We start from the raw sequence: 14,963 nt of genomic DNA on the forward strand, positions 1-14,963 counted from the left end.
TTTTTTTATGTCACAACAAACAACATTCAATTTGTCATTGCCAATTGCTATCGGCTCTGATCACGCTGGCTTCGACTACAAGGAGGAGATTATTTCTTATCTGGAAGCAAAAGGTTTGAAGATAAAGGATGTAGGGGCATTCTCGAGCGAATCGGCCGATTATCCAGACTTTGCTCATCCGGTTGCTACACTGGTAGAAAGAGAGCAGGCCGCGTTTGGCATACTCGTATGTGGTAGTGGTAACGGCGTAGCAATTACAGCTAATAAACATCAGGGTATCCGCGCAGCTATCTGCTGGGGCGAAGAACTCTCCCGCCTGTCCCGCTGTCATAATAATGCGAATGTGTTGTGCATACCGGCCCGCTTTGTAGATGATGCGGTCGCAAAACAAATGGTGGATGTATTTATCAATACCCCCTTCGAAGGCGGCAGACATGAAAACAGAGTAAGAAAAATTGCCTGTCTGTAACAGGTACACGATAAGAAAAAAGAAGGGCGTTGCACTTGCAACGCCCTTCTTTTTTCCTGATATTTTTCATTGCAATCGAAGTAAAACCATACTACCCCAGATACCTATCTAAAAGACTCGTTTTGAACGTAGAATTATTTTGAGATAATAAAATGTTTTGTTAAATTGTGTTAAGAGTCAGTCAGTTGAGTGTCATTTTATCGTAGAATCCAATCTGTACGACGCGTGCCTTTAGTAAATACCTACTACTATTTCAAATAACCGAAAACGCATTGTTACATCCGGGATTTAACATCGCACTGGAATTATTTATCAGACAAGAGAATAGCAAACCAAAAGCCCCATCATCAGTAACCTTAAAATTATACCACCATGGAAATACCTGCTACTACTGCAAGCCGGCGCCCAATCACTACTATTCTTCGTAATAGCGCAAAGACATTATTGGTAAAACATCGGGATACATGATCTGAAAAAAATGTGATGCAACCCCATCCGGATTTAGAGCAAGCAGCTATATTCACTTATCCCATACTGGTAATATTTGTTTTTCTTCAATCCGGTTTATCAGCTGAAACAACATTTTTTTTCAGATGTTTAAACTCCTCAAATATGTCTTCGACAGAATTTAATGCACTTTTACTCGGAAATGCCGATTTCCTGAGACCGTATGCTGTTACCCTCACTAAGGATGCCGAATCAGCAAAAGACCTTTATCAGGAAACACTTTTCCGCGCACTCGCCAATCGCGATAAATACCTGGCCGGTACTAATATCCGCGCCTGGCTCTATACGATCATGCGCAATATTTTTATCAACAATTATCGTCGCGGCAACAGGCAGTTCCGTTTGCTCGACAACTCCGCCGGCGAATTCCTTATGCATCAGCAAATCCCAACAATTGGCAATGCTGCTGAAACAAATCTGCGCATCAAAGATGTGCACTCAGCAGTCTACAACCTGCCTGTAATATTCAAACAACCCTTTATGCTGTATTTTGAGGGCTATAAATACTACGAGATTGCAGCGATGCTCAATGAACCGCTGGGGACAGTAAAAAGCCGTATCCACTTCGCCAGAAAAATGCTGAAGTCAAGGATCGTACGCTTCTAATCTTTTTATTACATGAATTCGGTGACTATTCGTGAATGCAGATATTTCATCTGCAGCGGATGTTATTTCTCTTTACCTTAAACAATTTAAAATATCCTGAAACCTACATCCGGCCTCGCTCCCCACATTGAGCGATGGGTACATGGATTTAATTCGTATTTTTACGGCTTCCCTTTAATTTTTTTGGCCATCAGTTCCTGATGGTAATGTGGATTTTTAATAACTATAATGAAGGCAAATTACTTAGACGAACTGAATGAGCGGCAGCGCGAAGCAGTTGTGCATATCAAAGGCCCGCTGATGATCGTGGCGGGTGCTGGCTCCGGTAAGACGAAAGTACTTACCACCCGTATCGCCCACCTGCTCCGTAACGGTGTAGATGCTTTTAATATCCTCTCACTCACCTTTACCAACAAGGCGGCAAAAGAGATGAAGGAACGTGTGGAAAAGATCCTGGGCGGCACCGAAGCCCGAAACCTTTACATCGGTACCTTCCACTCCGTATTTGCCCGTCTGTTAAGGGCCGAAGCCCATCGCCTCGGTTATCCTAATGACTTTACCATTTATGATTCCGACGATGCGAAAAGCGTATTGAAAACAATCATTAACGAGCAAAACCTGGACGATAAGCATTATAAACCTAATATGGTCTATAACCGCATTTCCTCCGCCAAAAACAGCCTCGTAGGCCCTGAAGAATATCAGCACGACTATGCCATCCAGCAGGAAGATATGAGGGCCAACCGCCCCATGACAGGCAAGCTGTATGAAATGTACGCCAAACGCTGCTTCAAAAACGGCGCTATGGACTTCGATGACCTCCTCTTCAAGATGTATCAGCTCCTGAAGAACTTCCCCGAAGTACTGCATAAATACCAGCATAAGTTCAAATATATCATGATCGATGAGTACCAGGATACTAACCCTGCCCAGTACGAAATCATCAAACTGCTGGGCGCTGCTCACGAAAATATCTGTGTGGTGGGAGATGATGCTCAAAGTATCTACTCTTTCCGCGGTGCTACCATTCAAAACATCCTCCAGTTCGAAAAGGACTATAACGATGCCAAAGTGGTAAAACTGGAACAGAACTACCGTAGTACCAAATCCATTCTCAAAGTCGCCAATGATGTGATTGCCAATAATAAAGGGCAGATCGAAAAGAATCTCTGGACAGACAACCCGGGTGGAGAAAAGATAAAACTGGTGCGTACCATGACCGACAATGAAGAAGGCAAATTCGTAGCCGAAACCATTGCCGAACAGAAGCTGCGCAACCATTACGCAAACAGGGACTTTGCCATCCTGTATCGTACTAACGCACAGAGTAGGGCATTTGAAGAAAATCTTCGCCGCAAAGCCATCCCTTACCGCATCTATGGAGGTATCTCCTTCTATCAGCGCAAGGAAATTAAAGACTTCGTGGCTTACCTCCGCATCGTGATGAACCCATCTGATGAAGAAAGCCTGAAACGTATCATCAATTATCCCATCCGCGGTATTGGTAAGACCACTGTCGAAAAAGTAGTGATCTACGCCAATGAACATAATATTACCTTCTGGAACGTGCTTGAAAGAGCACAGGAATTCGGATTTAAAGGTGGTACACTGGAAGCCATTGAAAACTTCGTGACCATGATCCGTAGTTTCCAGGCTATGCTGGGTAAACACAATGCTTACGATATCGCCGTACAGGTGGGTAAGTCTACCAACATCGTCAAGGAGCTCTTCAACGATAAAACAACCGAAGGTCTCGCACGCTATGAAAACATCCAGGAACTGCTGAACTCCGTAAAGGAATTTACCGAAACACCTACTGAAGACGGTGAGTTGCTGGAAAAATCGCTGGGCACCTACCTGCAGCAGATCACCCTGCTCACCGATGCCGATAAAGGCAACGATGAAGACAGCGACGTGGTGAAACTGATGACTATCCACGCTGCCAAAGGATTGGAATTCCCTGTTGTATTCAGCGTTGGCCTGGAAGAAAACCTGTTTCCAAGCTCCCTCTCCATCAACTCAAGAGAGGAACTGGAAGAAGAACGCCGGCTCTTCTATGTGGTGATCACCCGCGCCAAGGCAAGACTATTCCTTACTTATGCAAACAGTCGTTATCGCTTCGGACAGCTGGTCAATAACGAATCCAGCCGTTTCCTCGAAGAAATGCCTGAACAATACATTGACCGCAGCTACGCAGGTGGTGGCGCTGTAGGCGGCCGAAGCCCGATCAACAATGGAGGCGGCCTCTGGGGCAATAGCGGTGGTGGAAATATGTTCGACCGTATGCAAAAGAAAACACCAGGTAGTCCGTCTTCCCAACCTGTTGCCGGTCCTCGCCCTGCTCCCAGGCCTGTTGCCAATGCTGCTGCCAGTACCCACGTACCAAGCGCTGGTTTTACGCCAGATGATCCGGCTACCATGGAACCCGGTATGGAGGTAGAACATCAGAAGTTCGGTTTCGGTACTATCATGAGTATGGAGGGGGCTCCCAACAATCGTATCGCTACCGTAGTATTCCCTAAAGGTGGCGGTGAGAAAAAGATCATGCTGAACTACGCGCGATTGATGATCGTAAAGAAATAATGCAGACTTCTATTCTCTTAAAACTACGTCGTTACTGTGCCTATCAGGAACGCAGCCACAGCGAGGTGAAAACAAAAAGCCTTGAGCTGGGGCTGCGCGGTGATGAGATAGACGAGGCCATTGCTGCGCTCATTGCAGATAACTTCCTGAACGAAGAACGATTCGCCCGGGCCTATGCCGGCGGCAAATTCCGCTCTCAGAAATGGGGACGTAAAAAGATCATGGCCGGCCTCAAACAACACCAGATTTCCGCCTACTGTATCAAAAAAGGTATGGAAGAAATTGATGATGAGTATTATATGGATGTATTAAGGTCATTGGGCGAGAAAAAATATGCCTCGCTGAAAGGAGAACAATACCTGAAAAGACAGTTCAAGACCACCCAATACCTGCTTCAAAAAGGATATGAACCCGACCTGGTAAACGAAACCCTTAAACAAATTGCAAAAGACGAGCTATAATTTTAAAAGTTTTTAGCCGAAGTCATCGTATTTTTATGCAATTAGAAACCGATAATTTATGTCAGATCTGAAAGTAACACTTATACAGACCAAATTGCATTGGGAAGATATTGATGCTAACCTGAACATGTTCAATGAAAAGATTAATAGCATCAACGAGAGAACCGAAGTCGTGATCCTTCCTGAAATGTTCAGCACAGGATTCAGCATGGCACCTGAAAAACTGGCTGAAAAGATGGATGGTAAGGCAGTGCAATGGATGGCTAAGAAAGCAGCAGAGAAGAACATTATTATCGGTGGAAGCCTGATTATCGAAGAAGACGGCGAATACTACAATCGTTTCGTGTGGATGCAGCCGAATGGTGTTGCAGGCACTTATGATAAACGTCATCGTTTTGCCTATGCAGGAGAAGATAAGCACTACGCAGCCGGCGATACACGCCTGATCGCCTCTGTAAAAGGCTGGAAAATATGTCTTACCATCTGCTACGATCTCCGTTTCCCTGTATGGCAGCGGAACCAGATCTCTCCTGAAACAGGCGCTCCTGCATACGACCTCCTCATCAACGTAGCTAACTGGCCTGAGCGCCGCAGCACCGCCTGGAAAACATTAATTCAGGCACGCGCCATCGAAAACCAGGTATATGCAATCGGGGTGAACAGGGTAGGCGACGATGGTAACGGTATCTACCACAGTGGCGACACCAGCCTCATTGACCCAATGGGCGAAATACTCTACAGGAAGAGTCATGACGAAGATATATTTACTACTACACTTGAACGCACCAAACTGGACGAAATAAGGAAGAATATTCCTTTCCTCAGGGACGCCGATAAATTTCAGTTATTTTAATGTTACAATCCATTCATCATATAGCCGTCATCTGCTCAGACTACGAGCAGAGTAAGCAGTTCTATACCGAAGTACTCGGACTGGAAATCATCCGGGAAGTATACCGCGGGGAACGTGCATCCTACAAGCTGGATCTTGCATTGAATGGACAATATGTGATCGAGCTATTTTCATTTCCTTCGCCTCCGCCTCGCCCATCCCGGCCGGAGGCCAGGGGGCTACGTCACCTGGCATTTGCCGTGTCAGATCTCGACCAGGCTGTAGCTCATCTGACAAGTCATGCTGTCATTACCGAGCCAATCCGAATTGACCCATATACCGGAAAGAGATTTACTTTTTTTACCGATCCGGACGGGTTACCACTTGAGCTGTATGAACAGTGAGCCTGGCGGATCACAAACACATAACCCATGCTTAATGCTTATAGCAATTGCAGAATTTTCACCGGTGATAACTGGCTGGAAGACCACGTTGTACTTTCTGAAAATGGCAGGATCACTGATATCGTAGCCCCCAAAGCAATTCCCACCCACGCCACTATCCATGACCTGAATGGGGCCGATCTCGTGCCTGCATTTATTGACTTGCAGATCTATGGTGGTAATGGCCGTTATTTCCCCTCCCTTCCTGATGTAACGTCTATCCAGGCGACTTACGAATACTGTAAAGCAGGTGGTGCCGCATTCTTCATGATCACCATTCCTACACATTCTTCCGAAACAATTTTAAAGTCTATTGCTGCCGTTAAAGCATATTGGGAACAGGGCGGACAAGGTTGCTTAGGACTGCACCTGGAAGGACCATATATCAGTCCTGAAAAAAATGGGGCACACAAACATCAGTACATTATACAGCCTACAGACGAAGACATAGACTGGATACTGGAACACGGCACCGGTATTGTGAAAATGATGACTGTTGCACCTGAGCGTGTAGCGCCGGCACTCATTGTCCGGCTGCAGGAAGCCGGGATATTGATATCTGCTGGTCACAGCAATGGCACGTACCAGGAATGTTACCAATCCTTTGAAAATGGTATTACGACCTGCACTCACCTTTTCAATGCCATGTCGCAATTACAAAGCCGGGCCCCAGGTATGGTCGGCGCTATTTACGACCATCCACATGTACATGCAAGTGTGGTGGCCGATGGTATTCATGTTGATTTTAATACCATCCGCATCAGCAAGAAAGTGATGGGAAGCCGTTTATTCCTGATCACAGATGCGGTGGCAGAAAGTGGTGGAGAAGACTATGCTTTTCACTGGAACCCGATGTCCAATCGCTTCGAAGATGCAAACGGCACCTTAGCCGGTTCTGCACTCACTATGCTGGAAGCGGTACAGAATTGTATCGCCCAGGTGGGTATTGCACCGGAAGAAGCTTTGCGTATGGCAGCTGCCTATCCTGCTGTCGTTGCCGGACTGGCCCAGGAGCTGGGCCGTATCGCTCCCGGTTTCCGTACAGCCATGCTGGTACTGGATGAAAGCTGGGCCTTCCAGCAACTTATCTTATCTTAGCGGTTTCAAGCAGAAATTTCATGGGCATTCTACGCTACTTCACCAAGAATCAATATAAGAACCTTTTCCTGCTGGTTTGGTTCCTGCTTTGCCTCATACAGGCAGGGTATACAGAACTGATGGATGATGAGGCTTATTACTGGGTATATGCCCACCACCTGAGCTGGGGTTATTTTGACCACCCTCCCATGGTAGCCTTGCTGATTAAGTTGGGGTATGCACTCTTTCACAATGAATTTGGTGTACGTGTGGGAATGGTAATCCTGAACCTGGGTACAATTATCATTACAGATAAATTGATTCCCCGCAAGGATAATCGCCTCTTTTACCTCTTATTGCTGGTAATGGGTGCGATGCAATTGGGCGGGATGCTGGCTGTGCCGGATGTGCCACTGATTTTCTTTGCCGCCTTATATTTTTATATCTATCGTGCGTTCCTTGAACAGCAAAGCTGGAAGAATACCTTCCTGCTGGCACTGAGCATGGCGCTTATGTTCTATAGCAAATATCATGGTGTACTGTTGGTGGGCTTTACCGTTATTTCTAACCTGAATCTACTGAGGGTATTCAAGTTTTATGTAGCTGTAGTGATCACTACGATTTTATTTTTCCCACATCTATACTGGCAATACGCACATAACTTTCCTTCGTTACAGTATCACCTGATTGAAAGAAATGCATCCGTTTATCAGTTCGACTTTACGTTGGAATATATCCTCGGCCAGATCCTGTTATTTGGTCCGCTGGCGGGTTGGTTAGTGTTGTACTACGCTTTTGTATGTCCTATACAGAGCGCTTTTGAAAGAGCGTTGAAGTTCTGTACAATAGGTGTATTGGTGTTCTTCCTGTTCAGTACCTTCAAGGGAAGAGTAGAGGCAAACTGGACTGTGATGTTGTTTACTCCGGTAATGGTGCTGGCACATCAGTCTGTACGGAGAAAGAGATCTATTCGCCGGTCATTGAAAGTGATTCAGTACCTGGCACCGGCAACCCTGGTAGTTGTTTTCATAACACGTGTGTATATGATATGGGATTTCATGCCAGGGGTAGATATCCGTCCTGAAATTCATCATAACAGAGAGTGGGCAAAAGCATTACAGGAGCATGCCGGGGGCCGTCCGATCGTATTTTTGAATAGCTACCAGCAGCCTTCCAAGTACATGTTCTATAGTGATAATGGGGTGTCGTATAGTATCAATAGCCGGTATAATCGCCGCAATCAGTATAACTACTGGGAGACGGAAAAACAACTCTGGGGTAAGCAGGTAGAGATCACCTATGATACAGAGAACATCCCGGTAACTGATAGCTTCAGCACATCAAAAGGATTAGTGAAGTTTCATCTGCAGGATCCATATTATTCTTATTCACTTGTGCAGTTTATACCTGCTATGCGGGAGGTAAAAGTAAAACCGAATAGTACCATGGGCTTCCTGTTGCAGGTAGATAATGGGTATCATCAGGCAGTACCTGTGGATACAGTAAATGAAGCGCTGGTAGGATATGCTTTTACACAAAAGGATGTAGAATTTCCCGCAGTAAAAACAGCATTGACAATCAGTAGAGCAATTGAGCGTAGAATCGTGAGAATAGAGGTACAGATGCCTGATAAGCCGGGTACCTACCAGTTGAAGTTCTGTGTGTTCGCAGGAGTATTACCACCCACACATAATAGTCAGACAATAAAAGTGATCGTTCAATAAGAACATTCCTAAAAAGACCGGTTAGCGAAGCTAACCGGTCTTTTTAATTATAATGATTTCAGGAATGCAATCACCTGTCCACGCTCACCAGCTGTCAACTGGGTAAACTTTGCCTTCACCTTTGCAGCCTCGCCATCATGCCATAGTATCGCCTCTTCTAATGTTCTTGCCCTGCCATCATGCAAATAAAATGGCGTCCCGTTCGTCTTCTCAAATAGTCCCACACCCCACAGCGCCGGCGTCTTCCACTCGCTGCCACTCGCTTTAAAATCCGGTCTTCCATCCGCCAGTCCGTCTCCCATATCATGCAATAACAGATCTGTATAAGGATGTATCCGCTGATTACTCAGATATGGATACCTTACATCCACGCCTGTTTGCATAGTAGGAATATGACAATTACTACATCCCACCTGCGCAAACAATTTTTCACCGGCCATCACATCTCCATCTGTCGTATTTCTTCTGGCAGGTACAGCCAGCGACAAAAGATAAAACTCCACCGCATTCAGCAAACTATCCGGCAACTCCGGATCATCTGCCAGGTTATCCATCTGCGGCTGTCCAAACGAACTTTCCTTTGGGAAAATTTTGTTCGTAATTCCCATATCCTGCTGATACGCAGCTGCTGCCTGTGTAAGAATGGTCGCTGTATTCGCCTTCATCCCGAACCTACCCAGCATCATCTTATCTTTCGAAGCATCATATACATAGTTCGGCCGGCCACTGATCCCATCTCCGTTCGCATCATTTTCATCAGCATAGGAAAGGATCGTAGACTCCGGAATCGTGACCAGCAATCCCAACCCAAAAAACGGCGGCGCCATACGTGGTGATACCATCAGGTCAACCGGCAATGTAGTATAAGGATTAATGAAAGTATAAGCCGGTTTGCGTAGTGTAGTTACGGTACCATCAGGGTAAGTATACACCTGTTCCGTATAAGTGATCTTCACAGAGGCTTCGGCTGTTTCCCCGAATACCGCCAGGTCCTGCAATTGTAAACCATATCCCGGTACCGGTAGTGGTCCGCCATGGGCATCTGTACCCGGTATGCTCAATCGCATCAGCATCGAAGATGTGACCGTACCGGTAGTGGGACTTCCCTTTCCATCGTTATGATGGCAGCTGCGACAGCTCACATTGTTGAAGATGGGCCCTAAGCCACTATTGATAGTAGCCGGTGCTGTTACAAAAGTCTGATCCACACTGTTGTCGCCCAGGTCATGGATATGCTGATCGTAGTTGCTCAGACCCGGGATGACATTGCCAAAAGCTTTGCTGGTCGCATCAAATACGGTAGCAGCACCACCGCTTAGCCGGGGGTCGTAATCTTCATCACTGAAGGGGGCCGGTTTGGTACACATCATCAGCAATGCAGGGCAGGCTAATAAAGCCGCTGCTAAATAGATCTTCCTTATCCGCATTGAAAAGTATATTAAAAAAGTGGCCGGCCTTCAGATGAAGTGCCGGCCGGTTCAAATCAATCTTTGATATTAGTGAGGATGAAATTCTCAAGATCACCTTCAATGGTGCCTTTCAGCGTTACGAGATTACTCATGGTTTTAGCGGCTACTATACGCTGAGCATTATCAAGTATCGCTTTCTCATAAGGCATTGTAATGGCATCAAAGGAGCTGATGGCTGCCTGGAACTGTTGCTGAATTGTATTATCCAGGCTCAGATTCTTCGCTGCTACCAGTGCATGCAGGCTCTTACCATTACTACCCAGGAAGGTACCCATATATACGTCATATGCCCCTACAATATTGTTCTTGAAATCAGTAGTAGAGTTGCCGCTGAATGGAGACTCTACGATATTAGGATCTTTCGCATCATAAGGTTCCTTCATTTTAGATTCCCCCACCTCTCCGCAGATGTCTGCCAGCGCTGCCGCCATAGCGGTGAACAGGCTTTGTCTGGTAGGGAAGGGCTGGGAACCTTTGCCAGCTGCCATTACTTTAGCTGAGTAGTTGCCGCCGGAGGCAATCCAGCTATTACGCAGATTAGTACAGGTATTTTTTAGGTCTACTGTCAGGCTGGTAATGTATTTCTTTTCACGGGCAGTGAGTGCAGCCGCGGCACGCTTGCCATCGGTACCCCACAGAATATATTCGATCGGGTGATAACCTCTCAGGGAAAGTGTCGCCAATCCCTCTATGTCGGCTATCTCCAGTGCATTGGAGCTATTGAGGAGGGAGTCCATTTGCACATAGTCTACCGGCCAGGTGTCCATATTAGGGTCGTAATTATCATCTTCAACGGGGCCAAACAGGTAACCTTCACATTGTTCCCATGTCTTACGCATATCTTTCCATGCAGTTTTTGCAGCAGTCAGATTAGCTTCAGTTGTAGAAGAGTTAAGGGCAGTTACTACATTGTTGAAAGTAGTGGCTTTGGCAAGCAGGTCTTCATAGCCTGGAATAGCGGTTTTATTAACGAAGTTGATGGTTACCGAGTCTTCCAGGGCAGCAAAATCACTGTTAGAAGTACCATTGTCGCTGTCTTTGCTACAAGACAGTAACGCGAAGGTACCTGCAGTGAACAGTAATACAAGTTTTTTCATGATGTTAGTTATATATGTATGATCAAATTGGTCGCCGTGGTTTCCGTTTGCAGAACAGGGAGTGGTTTTTCAGCAGGCCCTTTTTTTACTTTACCGGTTTTATCATACTGGCTGCCATGGAGGCTGCACAGGTAGCCATTGCCGGTAGGCACGAGCGGATTATGCTGATGTGTACAGCGTAGTAATAATGCCTGGTAAGTATTATCAGGGTTCTTTTGTACGGCTATTTCGTATTCATAGTTCCTGGGGCTGATGATCTGTGCATTACCTGCATCAAACAGCGTCAGGGGAACGGTGACTTTCTGGTTGTCTACTGTTGTTTTAAACCCTTTCTGCGTGGTGCCGCACGAGGCCAGGAAGTCAGCCACAGAAAATGATACAGCGCCCAGCACACAGATCTTGCAGGTATCCTTCAGAAAAGTTCTTCTGCCATTGTTTTCCATAAATTCCGATTGTCAGAATGAATAACCGATACCAATATTCAGGAATGAGTTGTTGACCCTGTAAGGGACTCTTGCCGGACTTGGGTTGATGACCAGTGCAGGATTTTCATCGCCCGTATGCAGGAGCCTCACATCTGCCTTGATCGCTACGTTGGGGATAGGCAGGTAGGTGAAGCCGGCAATGATATGCTGCTGTTTCAGTGTACCATCGTAAATGCCGTTCGAAGGAATGGAGGAGTTGAGGTCGAGCATTTCATATCTGCCGAATACATTCAGCTGCTGGTCTTTGTACTTCACAGAATTTTCCAGCAGGTTGTACGCCAGCTCTCCGTAGGCGCCATACATTACTTTGGCTACGTTGTTCGCGTAGGCCTTGTTTACGTCACTGGCGTTGGGAAAGGAGATCATAGTACCAATTGCCTTGGCAGAGAAACCTTTGTTGCTGTACATGATATCTGCTTCGCCCAGGTAAATAGGGAGGCTGAAGGTACCATGATTCAGGTGCAGGCTATCCGACTTACGGGCGTTGAGACCATTGGTACCGCCGGCATAACCGGATACCTGGAACCGGAAGTTCTGCCAGTAGTATTGCAGGCTGGCGGTTACGGCGAGGTTGTTGGCATAAGCACCTTTTCCTTCTGCCTTGCCATCTGCTACCCCTGTACCGTGGGTAAAGGTGGCATCATTCAGGCCATTCACGACTGCCAGTGTGTAGTTAAGGGGAATGCGGCGGGCACGCCCATAAAAGCCGATACCCAGTTCGCGCCAGGTAGCAGGAATCACGAGCTGCTCTACCATTGGGCGCTCTACACCGTTGAAATTGACAGGAAGATGGTTTTCGTTCAGGATACCGATACGCGGTACGAACAAACCAGCTACGATGTACTGGCGGGGATTGAGACTGAATTTGAGGTAGGCTTGTTCCATCGATAGCTCACCGGCAAAGCCGTTATCTACGGCATTGGGTTGAACTTTCGCATTTTCCAGTTCCATTTCGCTGAAGAAGGCGATTTTGGAGTTAAACTGGTGTCCTACAAATAATACGACCCTTTCTAGTGTGGCGCGGGCCATCTGTTCATTCATATCACGCTGGTAGAACGCTGAGCCATACCCAGAGATCACAGTTCTACTGGAAGATGTGCCTGCAGTCAGGGAATCCTCACCGGTGTTCAGGACTAGTTTTTGCGCCGGCGTGATTTGTTGAGAGAAAATTGGTTGAAAGGAAATTACGATGCTGCCTAGTGTCAGGATCAGCGCATGCTTGAGTGTCATGGAGTAGTTTTACAGTGGGACAAATGTCTACTGAAAAACAGCGGGTTACATTACGCAAAACGGAAAATTAATGATCCAAAACGGAAATATTTGTTAATAGAAAAGCGCTTCGGAGAGAAGCGCTTTCTATTTGAATGAGTTATTGTTGAAACGCATTCCATCCCTGCGCTACTAACTTATATTTATTACCACCTTTTGTAAGGATATGGGCGCCTTCGCTGATATCTGCCATATACCCGATCACACTAATCTCTTCGGATAGCACGATTTTGTCGTAGTCTTCCTGCTTCATGGTGAACAGCAGTTCATAGTCTTCACCACCACTCAGGGCACATGCAGTAGGATCCATTCCGAACTTCAGCGCCATTTCCTTACTCTCCTGTGCAATCGGGATCTTCTCTTCATAAAGTACTACGCCCAGGTTAGATTGCTTTGCGATGTGCAGGATCTCGGAACTCAAACCATCACTTACATCCATCATAGCGGTCGGTTTGATATCGTTCTTTTCGAGCCACTCTATGATATCTCTTCTTGGTTCAGGTTTCAGCTGTCGGCCTATGATGTAAGTCTGATCTTCCAGGTCTGGCTGTAATTGCGGACTTTCCAGGTAGATCTTTTTCTCTCTTTCCAGCAGGGTCAGACCTAAGAATGCCGCACCCAGGTCGCCGGATACGCAAAGCAGGTCGCCTTTTTGGGCAGTAGAGCGTTTTACAAACTGGTCAGGGGCTACCTCACCGATAGCGGTCACGCTGATGATAAACCCTTTCTGTGAACTGGAAGTATCCCCGCCAATCAGGTCTACACCATATTTTTCACAGGCTGCATACACCCCTTCGTAAAACTCATTCAGTGCCTCCACCGAAAAGCGGTTGTTAAATGCAATGCTCACCGTGATATGCGTGGGTGTTGCATTCATAGCATATATATCGGAGAGGTTCACAGCCACAGACTTATATCCCAGGTGCTTGAGCGGGGTATACATCAGGTCAAAGTGAATGCCTTCTACCAGCATATCGGTAGATATGACTGTCTGGCGGCCAAAGTGGTCTATCACCGCTGCATCATCACCCACACCTAGAACGGTGCTGGACTGCTGGATTTCAATATTCTTAGTGAGAAACTCAATCAGGCCAAATTCGCCTAACGAGTTAATCTCGGTTCTTTCTTCACTCATTATTTTGCTCAGTATTTTCCATTAACGACATCTACCAGCTGCGCATGAATATTGCCATTGGTAGCAATCAGTGTACGCTGGTAAGGAGAGTATCTGTTGCCTTTAAAATCGGTGACTTTTCCACCAGCTTCTTCCACGATGAGGAAACCGGCAGCAGCATCCCAGGCATTCAGGGTATGTTCATAATACCCGTCAAAACGACCATCAGCAACCCAGCAGAGGTCAATAGCGGCGGAGCCGAGACGACGCACGGCCTGGCCTCTCTTCACGAAGTAAGCGAAAATGTCTACCGGATCATTTTCACCACCTTCCCACTGGTAAGGGAAACCCGTTGCCATACAGGCACTACCCAGATCTGTTTTGGCAGATACGTGAATAGACTTGTCATTTTTGGTAGCCCCTTTCCCTTTTTCTGCAAAGAAGAACTCCTGCAGGAAGGGGTTGTACACTGCTCCCAGCACCATTTCACCATCTACTTCCACACCGATGCTAACGCAACAGATAGGAATACCATGTGCAAAATTCACCGTACCATCCAGTGGATCAATGATCCATTTGGTATTAGAGCTGGTAACCAGCTCACCCGACTCCTCGCTGAGGATAAAATGGTCAGGATATGTATCCCGGATCACCTTAAAGATGGCAGTTTCTGCCCCTTTGTCGGCTTCTGTTACCAGGTCATTGATGGTACTTTTGCTGCTGATCTGAAAAGCGCCGTTGAAATAATGCTGTAAAACTTGTCCGCCAGCCTGTGTTGCCTTGAGAAGGGTTTCTTTTAACATGGTGCAAAGGTACGTTTCAATTTT

At 46.5% G+C, this 14,963-nt stretch carries 14 protein-coding genes; 8 read left to right on the forward strand and 6 right to left on the reverse strand.

From position 1 onward, the window contains the following. Nucleotides 1-7: 7 nt before the first annotated feature. From rpiB to ABDW33_RS08080, 8 genes are all read left to right on the forward strand, one after another. On the forward strand, nt 8-469 hold the full coding sequence (gene rpiB, locus ABDW33_RS08045) for a ribose 5-phosphate isomerase B (protein WP_343689543.1): 462 nt from the start codon (nt 8-10) through the stop codon (nt 467-469). A gap of 612 nt (nt 470-1,081) precedes the next feature. Continuing rightward, nucleotides 1,082-1,582, forward strand: coding sequence for an RNA polymerase sigma factor (locus ABDW33_RS08050; protein WP_072362852.1), 501 nt, complete (start codon nt 1,082-1,084; stop codon nt 1,580-1,582). Between the two features lie 228 nt (nt 1,583-1,810). After that, on the forward strand, nt 1,811-4,165 hold the full coding sequence (locus ABDW33_RS08055) for a UvrD-helicase domain-containing protein (protein ID WP_343689544.1): 2,355 nt from the start codon (nt 1,811-1,813) through the stop codon (nt 4,163-4,165). After that, nucleotides 4,165-4,626 carry a regulatory protein RecX gene (locus ABDW33_RS08060; protein WP_343689545.1) on the forward strand — a complete coding sequence of 154 codons (462 nt, stop codon included), beginning with the start codon at nt 4,165-4,167 and terminating at the stop codon, nt 4,624-4,626. Before ABDW33_RS08055 ends, ABDW33_RS08060 begins: the two co-directional genes overlap by 1 nt. 58 nt (nt 4,627-4,684) lie before the next feature. Beyond that, a complete protein-coding gene (locus ABDW33_RS08065) occupies nt 4,685-5,479 on the forward strand; it encodes an amidohydrolase (protein ID WP_343689546.1) in 795 nt (264 codons plus the stop codon). Next, nucleotides 5,479-5,862, forward strand: coding sequence for a VOC family protein (locus ABDW33_RS08070; RefSeq protein ID WP_343689547.1), 384 nt, complete (start codon nt 5,479-5,481; stop codon nt 5,860-5,862). Before ABDW33_RS08065 ends, ABDW33_RS08070 begins: the two co-directional genes overlap by 1 nt. Nucleotides 5,863-5,889: 27 nt before the next feature. Then, nucleotides 5,890-6,999, forward strand: coding sequence for an N-acetylglucosamine-6-phosphate deacetylase (gene nagA / locus ABDW33_RS08075; protein ID WP_343689548.1), 1,110 nt, complete (start codon nt 5,890-5,892; stop codon nt 6,997-6,999). Between the two features lie 20 nt (nt 7,000-7,019). After that, the gene (locus ABDW33_RS08080; RefSeq protein WP_343689549.1) at nt 7,020-8,702 is read left to right on the forward strand and encodes a glycosyltransferase family 39 protein; all 1,683 of its coding nucleotides are present in this window, start codon (nt 7,020-7,022) and stop codon (nt 8,700-8,702) included. Nucleotides 8,703-8,749: 47 nt separating this feature from the next. Here ABDW33_RS08080 and ABDW33_RS08085 read toward each other — a convergent pair whose 3' ends face one another. The 6 genes from ABDW33_RS08085 to ABDW33_RS08110 form a co-directional block, all read right to left on the reverse strand. Next, nucleotides 8,750-10,129 (reverse strand): di-heme oxidoredictase family protein, encoded by a 1,380-nt coding sequence (locus tag ABDW33_RS08085; protein WP_343689550.1) that lies wholly within the window; start codon nt 10,127-10,129, stop codon nt 8,750-8,752. A gap of 56 nt (nt 10,130-10,185) precedes the next feature. Then, nucleotides 10,186-11,268: an imelysin family protein gene (locus tag ABDW33_RS08090; RefSeq protein WP_343689551.1), complete on the reverse strand. Its 1,083-nt coding sequence runs from the start codon at nt 11,266-11,268 to the stop codon at nt 10,186-10,188. Nucleotides 11,269-11,276: 8 nt separating this feature from the next. Next, a complete protein-coding gene (locus ABDW33_RS08095) occupies nt 11,277-11,711 on the reverse strand; it encodes a Rieske (2Fe-2S) protein (RefSeq protein WP_343689552.1) in 435 nt (144 codons plus the stop codon). Nucleotides 11,712-11,723: 12 nt separating this feature from the next. Then, nucleotides 11,724-12,983, reverse strand: coding sequence for a hypothetical protein (locus ABDW33_RS08100; protein WP_343689553.1), 1,260 nt, complete (start codon nt 12,981-12,983; stop codon nt 11,724-11,726). Nucleotides 12,984-13,122: 139 nt separating this feature from the next. Next, the gene (gene thiL, locus ABDW33_RS08105) at nt 13,123-14,157 is read right to left on the reverse strand and encodes a thiamine-phosphate kinase (RefSeq protein ID WP_343689554.1); all 1,035 of its coding nucleotides are present in this window, start codon (nt 14,155-14,157) and stop codon (nt 13,123-13,125) included. Nucleotides 14,158-14,165: 8 nt separating this feature from the next. Beyond that, nucleotides 14,166-14,939: an inositol monophosphatase family protein gene (locus ABDW33_RS08110; RefSeq protein WP_343689555.1), complete on the reverse strand. Its 774-nt coding sequence runs from the start codon at nt 14,937-14,939 to the stop codon at nt 14,166-14,168. Nucleotides 14,940-14,963: the final 24 nt, after the last annotated feature.

The sequence above is a fragment of the Chitinophaga sp. genome (genome assembly GCF_039596155.1).
GTDB lineage: Bacteria > Bacteroidota > Bacteroidia > Chitinophagales > Chitinophagaceae > Chitinophaga.

Coding starts and splice junctions, on each gene's coding strand:
- rpiB (WP_343689543.1), top strand. CDS start 8: ATGTCACAACAAACAACATTCAATTTGTCATTGCCAATTGCTATCGGC.
- ABDW33_RS08050 (WP_072362852.1), top strand. CDS start 1,082: ATGTCTTCGACAGAATTTAATGCACTTTTACTCGGAAATGCCGATTTC.
- ABDW33_RS08055 (WP_343689544.1), top strand. CDS start 1,811: ATGAAGGCAAATTACTTAGACGAACTGAATGAGCGGCAGCGCGAAGCA.
- ABDW33_RS08060 (WP_343689545.1), top strand. CDS start 4,165: ATGCAGACTTCTATTCTCTTAAAACTACGTCGTTACTGTGCCTATCAG.
- ABDW33_RS08065 (WP_343689546.1), top strand. CDS start 4,685: ATGTCAGATCTGAAAGTAACACTTATACAGACCAAATTGCATTGGGAA.
- ABDW33_RS08070 (WP_343689547.1), top strand. CDS start 5,479: ATGTTACAATCCATTCATCATATAGCCGTCATCTGCTCAGACTACGAG.
- nagA (WP_343689548.1), top strand. CDS start 5,890: ATGCTTAATGCTTATAGCAATTGCAGAATTTTCACCGGTGATAACTGG.
- ABDW33_RS08080 (WP_343689549.1), top strand. CDS start 7,020: ATGGGCATTCTACGCTACTTCACCAAGAATCAATATAAGAACCTTTTC.
- ABDW33_RS08085 (WP_343689550.1), bottom strand. CDS start 10,129: ATGCGGATAAGGAAGATCTATTTAGCAGCGGCTTTATTAGCCTGCCCT.
- ABDW33_RS08090 (WP_343689551.1), bottom strand. CDS start 11,268: ATGAAAAAACTTGTATTACTGTTCACTGCAGGTACCTTCGCGTTACTG.
- ABDW33_RS08095 (WP_343689552.1), bottom strand. CDS start 11,711: ATGGAAAACAATGGCAGAAGAACTTTTCTGAAGGATACCTGCAAGATC.
- ABDW33_RS08100 (WP_343689553.1), bottom strand. CDS start 12,983: ATGACACTCAAGCATGCGCTGATCCTGACACTAGGCAGCATCGTAATT.
- thiL (WP_343689554.1), bottom strand. CDS start 14,157: ATGAGTGAAGAAAGAACCGAGATTAACTCGTTAGGCGAATTTGGCCTG.
- ABDW33_RS08110 (WP_343689555.1), bottom strand. CDS start 14,939: ATGTTAAAAGAAACCCTTCTCAAGGCAACACAGGCTGGCGGACAAGTT.